Annotated in this window: 7 protein-coding genes and 2 pseudogenes; 4 read left to right on the plus strand and 5 right to left on the minus strand. The window is 67.3% G+C overall.

Translation table 11 applies throughout. The features are described from left to right. A pseudogene (locus VFG33_RS18145) lies at positions 1-1,013 on the plus strand (HNH endonuclease signature motif containing protein); the annotation flags it as partial. A 48-nt stretch (positions 1,014-1,061) separates the two neighbouring features. Here the strand turns inward: VFG33_RS18145 and VFG33_RS18150 are convergent. The 3 genes from VFG33_RS18150 to VFG33_RS18160 all read right to left on the minus strand — a co-directional run bounded on the left by VFG33_RS18150 (position 1,062) and on the right by VFG33_RS18160 (position 2,653). Then, a complete protein-coding gene (locus VFG33_RS18150; RefSeq protein WP_325054075.1) occupies positions 1,062-1,409 on the minus strand; it encodes a hypothetical protein in 348 nt (115 codons plus the stop codon). A gap of 81 nt (positions 1,410-1,490) precedes the next feature. After that, positions 1,491-1,805, minus strand: a complete 315-nt coding sequence (locus VFG33_RS18155) for a hypothetical protein (protein WP_325054076.1) — start codon at positions 1,803-1,805, stop codon at positions 1,491-1,493. After that, positions 1,802-2,653 (minus strand): hypothetical protein, encoded by an 852-nt coding sequence (locus VFG33_RS18160; RefSeq protein WP_325054077.1) that lies wholly within the window; start codon positions 2,651-2,653, stop codon positions 1,802-1,804. Before VFG33_RS18160 ends, VFG33_RS18155 begins: the two co-directional genes overlap by 4 nt. 200 nt (positions 2,654-2,853) lie before the next feature. Here VFG33_RS18160 and VFG33_RS18165 point away from each other — a divergent pair, with 200 nt between their 5' ends. Further along, entirely contained in the window at positions 2,854-3,357 is a 504-nt protein-coding gene (locus tag VFG33_RS18165; protein WP_325054078.1) for an RNA polymerase sigma factor, read from the plus strand. Next, positions 3,354-4,394: a hypothetical protein gene (locus tag VFG33_RS18170; protein ID WP_325054079.1), complete on the plus strand. Its 1,041-nt coding sequence runs from the start codon at positions 3,354-3,356 to the stop codon at positions 4,392-4,394. Before VFG33_RS18165 ends, VFG33_RS18170 begins: the two co-directional genes overlap by 4 nt. Before the next feature lies 1 nt (position 4,395). Here the strand turns inward: VFG33_RS18170 and VFG33_RS18175 are convergent, their stop codons facing one another. Beyond that, positions 4,396-5,253, minus strand: coding sequence for an alpha/beta fold hydrolase (locus VFG33_RS18175; protein WP_325054080.1), 858 nt, complete (start codon positions 5,251-5,253; stop codon positions 4,396-4,398). A 75-nt stretch (positions 5,254-5,328) separates the two neighbouring features. Between VFG33_RS18175 and VFG33_RS18180 the strand changes: the two genes are divergently transcribed. After that, positions 5,329-6,078: a ParA family protein gene (locus VFG33_RS18180; RefSeq protein WP_325054081.1), complete on the plus strand. Its 750-nt coding sequence runs from the start codon at positions 5,329-5,331 to the stop codon at positions 6,076-6,078. A 3-nt stretch (positions 6,079-6,081) separates the two neighbouring features. On the opposite strand, the pseudogene VFG33_RS18185 reads toward VFG33_RS18180, so the two are convergent. Beyond that, positions 6,082-6,273: pseudogene (locus VFG33_RS18185) on the minus strand (DUF4349 domain-containing protein); the annotation flags it as partial.

Below are 6,273 nucleotides of genomic sequence, written 5' to 3' on the forward strand. Positions count from 1 at the left end.
CGCCCGACGACCGCGACCACGAACCGGTCGACGACACCGACTACGACACTGGCGTTAGCACCGGCCCGTACGGCGGCCCCAGCGACGACCTCGGTGGCAACTCGGCTCGCAGCGATGATGCGGCACCCCAACTCCAGGCCAACGACCAGGGCACCGGCGCTGCTGCTGGCCCTCACGGTGACGCGCTCGACGGTGACGCGCTGGACGGTGATGCGCTGGACGGTGATGCGCTGGACGGCGACGCGGTGGAGGAGGCCGCGCAGGTTGGGGCCGACGCAACAGTCGTCATCCACGCGACCGGCGCGGAGCTACAGGCACTGATCAACGGAACCGAAGGCACCGGCGGCGAAGCCGACCACCACGGACCCATCCCACAAAGCTCCCTGCGCAAGCACCTCATCAAGGCCCTCACCCACACCCTCCTCCCCAACCTGCCCACCATCCCCAACAGCCCCCGCCCCGGCGCAGCTACCCACCGCCCCCGCACCACGACCGACACATGCAGCGGCCATGACGGGTGCTGCGGGAACGACAGCAACGACCTAAGCGGCGTGAGTGGCGCGGACCGCGGAAGTGACGCGGACCGGGGAGGTGGCGTGAGCGTCGGGAACGGGCCGAGCGGCGCGAGCAGCGGGGGCGGTAGCGCACGCACCGGTCCGCGGATCGAGGTCAGGATCACCGACCAGCCACCAGGCAGCGATCCCAACAAATACACACCCTCAGCCGCATTGGACAGGTATGTCCGGTTCCGGGATCGCGTCTGCCAATTCCCGGGCTGCAACCGGCCCGCCGAATTCACCGACCTCGACCACCGCGACGCCTTCGCCGCCGGCGGACGTACCACCGCGACCAACCTGTGGTGCCTCTGCCGTCACCACCACCGCCTCAAACACGAAGGCGGCTGGCAGACTCGCCCCAACCCGGATGGCAGCTACACCTGGACCAGCCCCACCGGCCGCCAGTACCGCAACAACCCCACCACGACCGACCCACCCCCAACCCGCGCCCCCTAGCCACCCCGCAGCGCCGAGTGAATCAACCCTCGGCGCCACGGGCAGTTGCTACGAGCAACCGTGTGGGACAGTGCATGCGCCGGTGCACCCGCGAGGCGGTTCTCCTCGTCCACCGCGACGATGGAACAACCCAAGATCAGTGCTGAAGTCCGCCACCATCGAAAGCACCTCGCCCGGATCCAGTGCCTCCGGGTCGGCCCGCCACTCCGCGAGCAGGTCGTCGTACTCTTCCTCGTCGAACGGAGCGATGGTGTTGTCGATCAACCGCCGGGCGTCGGCGCTCCCGATCTCTTCATAGGTGAGGGGAAAGTCCATGTAGAAGTCGTTGCGCAAGGCATTGTTGTCATGGAACTTCCCGGTGTTGGTCACATACCCGTACATCGTCTCGTGCGCCAACGCCGCCACCCACACCAGTTGGTCGTCCTCTCAGGCCGTGTACAGCTTCATCATCTGCAGGACCCTTCAACCATGAGGAGGTCAGGAGAGGTCGGCGGCGAGAGAGGCGAAGACGATCTCGGGTTCCATTGCCTCAGGGTCGTCCCGCCACTTCTGGACGGAGTCTGGGATCTGCTGTTCGTCGACGAGGCCGACCCCGCTCTTGATCAAGCGGTGTGCCTCGGAGAGCCCGATCTCGGAGTACTTGGCCTCGTTGAGCATGAAGAAGTCATGCCGCACGCCGTCGTTGAGGTGGAACTTGCCGGTATTGCCGACATAGGTCCAGATGTCCTCATCGATCAGAGCGGCCACCCAGATCTGACGCTCGCCTTGGGTGACCAGATAGAGCCGCGTCATTTCGAGTTCCCCTTCTTGTCGGTGGCGTTCGACCGTCGTTGGGCCGTCGCTTGCTGGGTTGGTGATGGCTCGCCCAAGGATGGCGGATCCGTTTCCGGCCGCCCCTTGGACCGAGGGCTCCGCATACCGTAACTTCTGGTGCCCACCGCAACGCCACCCAGTGTCTTCAAATCGTCCAGGCCGGCGGGCTGCGTCATCTGGTCGGACAACGCGATACAAGTCTCGCGCGCTGCGTCACGGCTGGCTCGATCCATTTTTCGGTCGCGCTCGATCACATAGAGCGGCGTGGTGCGAGTCTTGACGTCGATGGACTCCCGAGAGTGAATCTGCAACTCGACCAATTCGCCGTGACCGCGCAGGAACAGGTGCAATCCCTTGTAGCGGCTGCCGTTGACATACGAGTGGTGTGCGGAGTCCATCGTCCAGCCCTTCGCCAGAAGAGTGTCGCAGGCATCTTTGGCTGCTCTGACGAGGTCGTCGGGCTCAGGGGTGACGAAGGTGTAACGGAGCAGATCCTCGACCGGTTGCGTGGCGAATCGCGTACCTTCGCGATCGTCGAGCTTCCGAGCTAGCGACTGGGGCGACTTGATGCGGTTCTCCAGTTGGTACGGAACAACTCCCGAACTGACGGAGCTGACCAGGTCGGCGGTGACTCGGGGCTCGGCGTCGGCTGCGCGAGCGAGCAAGGTGAGACTCCGCGTCGCCGCCTCTTGTCCGAACTTCGCCGCGATGTCCTCTTTGGTAGGAAGCGCGTCGCCCCAGTCGAGGGGACGCCGGGCGCTGAGGCTGGCGTGGAGGGCGGATGGTTCTGGTAGGTGTTCTAGGCCGGTGGGGCCGGGCGGCGGCATTTGCTCCCCCTGGTTGGTCGGTTCTTCGACCGTAGTTAGTGGGGGAGGGGTCGTGGGGTGGTTTTCGGGATCTGTGGATAAGTGCCGAACTGCATGACCTGGGGCTTGTGGTGTCGTTGGAGTTGCGGTGGGGGACCGAGGTGCTGGGCGGACCCAACCGGATTGGGGGGTGAAGGGGTAGACAGGGTGTGTCGACAACGATGACCGACCAGGCGAAGGCCGCGGGTCCGCCTGCTGACGGGGCGGGGTTCGTCGAGTGGGTGCGACCGCATCTGCCGGCGATGTCCCGGCTCGCCGCGCGGTTGGCGGTCGGGGCCGATCGGGACGACATCGTGCAGGAGTCGCTCACCCGAGCATGGATGAAACGCAGCCAGTACGACGGGACGCGGGGCTCGGCGTCGTCGTGGTTGCTCGCGATCACCGCGGACCAGGCCCGGAAGGCGGCCCGGCGGCTTCGCCCGGTCGCCGAACTGGAGGACCACGACGGCGCCGACCACCGGCCGGACGTCGACGCGCGGCTGGACGTGGACCAGGCGCTTACCACGTTGGCGGCGCGGCAGCGGCTCGCCGTCGACTGCTACTACTTCGCTGATCTGTCGATAGCTGACACTGCAGCGGTGATGGGTTGCTCCGAGGGCACCGTCAAGTCAACTCTTTCCGATGCGCGGGCCCGCCTGCGCTCTCTGCTGGAGGTCAGCGAATGAAACCGACCGACGAGGTCGACGACCTGTTGGCCAAGGCCGGCGCCCAATGGCGTGCGAGCCAGCCGTCACCCCCCGAGCCGGATGTCGACCGGATCACCGGTGGCGGCAATGGGCCGCGTCGCTGGATCCCGGTCCTGGCTGCGGCGAGTGTGGCCGTGATCGCCGTCGCCGCGCTGCTCGTCCTGCCCGGCAAAGGCAAGGATGCCCCGACGCCGGCAGTTGCCCCGGGCAAGGAACACCCGATGCAGGTCCGCAACGGCGACAAGGTGGAGGTGACCGGTCAGGTGCTCGCCGCGCCGGGAGTACCGGTCGTCTACTGCCCACCGGTCTACGGGACTACGAATCTCACCTTGCCGTCGAACCCCAAACCACCTTCCTGTGCACCCGAGCAGGCCGTGCAGTTGACCGGTGTCAACGTCGACCAACTACAAGATGTGCGCACCGAGATGGGGGTTCGCGTTGGCTCGGCCCACCTGGTCGGGATCTGGAACGACAACAAGATCGCGGTCGAGCAGCAGGGACCCCCAGTGGCGGAGCCGACTGAAGCGACCGTCCCGTGCCCGGCGCCATCGGGCGGCTGGCGGGAAGGTGATCCGACCAGCTGGATCACGCCGGCACTCGAGGCCTTCGTCAAGGCCCGGCCGGACCAGCTGCAGAACCTGTGGGTCGGCAGGCCGGAGGGTTCGACCAGCGGCCTTGAGACCGACCCCACCAGCGCGCCTACCGGTCCGAGTGTGGTGATGATCGGCGTGGCGCACGGCGACGTCGAGCAGATCCGGCAGGCCGTGAGGGCGCTGACGCCCGGCAACCTGTGTGTGACAACGGTCGACGTCAGCCAGCGCGAGGCGGATCGGCTGGTCGCGGCGGTGAGCGCCCTTCCGAACCAGGACACCTGGATCCAGAGCGTCGGTGGGGGAGTCGGTGATCGGCCGGTCCTGGTGGAAACGCGCATCGTGGACGAGAGGGTGATCGCGGAGCTCAGGCCGATCGGCCTGGACAAGCTGGACCTGCGCCCCCACATCAAACCGGTCAATTGACCTAGCGGTCGTGGAAGAAGTCCACTAGCAGCCGGGCGGTGGCGGCCGGTTGATCGATGGCGGGGGAGTGGCCGGCGTCGGGAACCACCTGGGGCTCGACGCCGAGGATCTCCGCCATCGTGTTCTGCACGGGGATCGGCCAGCCGTCGTCGGACTCGCCGTACAGGACCTGGGTGCGGACGCCGGACTTGGCCAGTTTTTCGGTGCGGTCCTCGGCGTCGATGAGCCGCCGCGTGATTGACGCGAGGCTGGCGGGGACGTTCCCGGTGAATCGCACGCGGAGGAAGGCGGCGATGTCCTCGGCCGGAGCGGCGTACGTCGGCTCCTTGCTGTCGTGGTCGAGCTTCAGGTCGTACACCTGCTCGATCGGCAGGTTGTCCAACCCGAACGCGAGCATCTCCAGCCCCTGCCGCTTCGTCTCGTCGCTGAAAGCGCCAGGACCGGAGCAGAGCAGCGTGATCGTGGAGAAAACGCTCGGGTCGGTCAGCACCGCCTCCCGCGCGACCAGCCCGCCGAACGAGTGCCCGACCACCTGGCTGTACCCGCCCAGCGCCTGGCTCATGGCGACGACATCCGCCCCGAGCTCAGACAGCGTGTACGCCGAGGGGTCGGCCGGCCCGGGGGTCTCGTACTGGCCTCGCTGATCCACGGCGACGGTCCGCCAGCCATAGCGAGCAAGGTGATCGACAAGGGGCGTGAAGTCCTCTTTGCTCCCGGTCCAGCCAGGGACCAGGAGCACCGTGCCGAGCGGCGTACCGACGTCTGGCACCGCCTGCAGGGTGGCGAAATCGCCACGGTCGGTCTCGAGTGTCGCGGGGTGAACCCCATCGGGCAGCGTCAACGTGCACGGCGTACTCACGCATACAAGGTATCCGTTGCCCGGCGCGCACCAGGGTGGCGGTCGCCGCGTTCCACATTGCGGCACAATGGCCGGGTGCCTCGCACACTCGCGGTTGCCAACCAGAAGGGCGGCGTGGCCAAGACGACCACGGTTGCCTCACTCGGTGTTGCCCTGGCCGATCTAGGTCAGCGGGTGCTGCTGGTCGATCTGGATCCGCAGGCCTGCCTGACGTTCTCGCTCGGCATCGACCCCGAGGACCTGGACAAGTCGATCCACCACGTGTTGCTCGGCGGGGTGAAGGCGCGCGACGTGCTGGTGACACTCGACGACGGCCCGGATCTGCTGCCGGCCACGATCGAGCTCGCGACCGCGGAGGTGCAGCTGTCCCGGGAGAGCGGTACGGAGCAGGTCGTCCGGACCACGCTGCGCCCGCTGAGCGCGGCGTACGACTGGATCCTGATCGACTGCCCGCCGACGCTCGGACTGCTGACGGTGAACGGGCTGTCGGCGGCGTCCGAAGTACTGATCCCCTTGCAGTGCGAGACGCTCGCGCACCGCGGCGTCGGCCAACTGCTGGACACCATTCACGATGTCCAGCGGCTGACCAACCCCGGCCTGCAGGTCCTCGGCGTGCTCCCGACCCTGTACGACGGCCGTACGACGCACGCCCGGGCGGTCCTGGACACCATCGCCGACACGTACTCGCTGCGAGTCCTCAGCCCGGCGATCCCCAAGTCCATCCGCTTCGCCGAAGCCCCGGCCATCGGCCACAGCATCCTCACCACCGCCCCGAAAACCGCAGGCGCCCAGGCCTACCGCGAACTCGCCGCTGCCCTCCTGTAGCCGCTATCCCTGGTCGGGCCGGTCCGGGAAGTTCGGCAGAGCGGGACCGGCACCAGCTGCGACTGGAGCAGGAGTACGACGGAGCCGATGACGGATCCGCCAGAGCGGGATGCCGATCAGCGCCAGCGCGATCAGGAATGGCAGCAACGCGCCCACCGCGGTCGCGAGTGCGAAGAACGTTGCGGTGAAGGCGTC

The sequence above is a fragment of the Kribbella sp. genome (genome assembly GCF_035687465.1).
Taxonomy (GTDB): domain Bacteria; phylum Actinomycetota; class Actinomycetes; order Propionibacteriales; family Kribbellaceae; genus Kribbella.

Coding starts and splice junctions, on each gene's coding strand:
- VFG33_RS18155 (WP_325054076.1), bottom strand. CDS start 1,805: ATGACGCGGCTCTATCTGGTCACCCAAGGCGAGCGTCAGATCTGGGTG.
- VFG33_RS18160 (WP_325054077.1), bottom strand. CDS start 2,653: ATGCCGCCGCCCGGCCCCACCGGCCTAGAACACCTACCAGAACCATCC.
- VFG33_RS18165 (WP_325054078.1), top strand. CDS start 2,854: ATGACCGACCAGGCGAAGGCCGCGGGTCCGCCTGCTGACGGGGCGGGG.
- VFG33_RS18170 (WP_325054079.1), top strand. CDS start 3,354: ATGAAACCGACCGACGAGGTCGACGACCTGTTGGCCAAGGCCGGCGCC.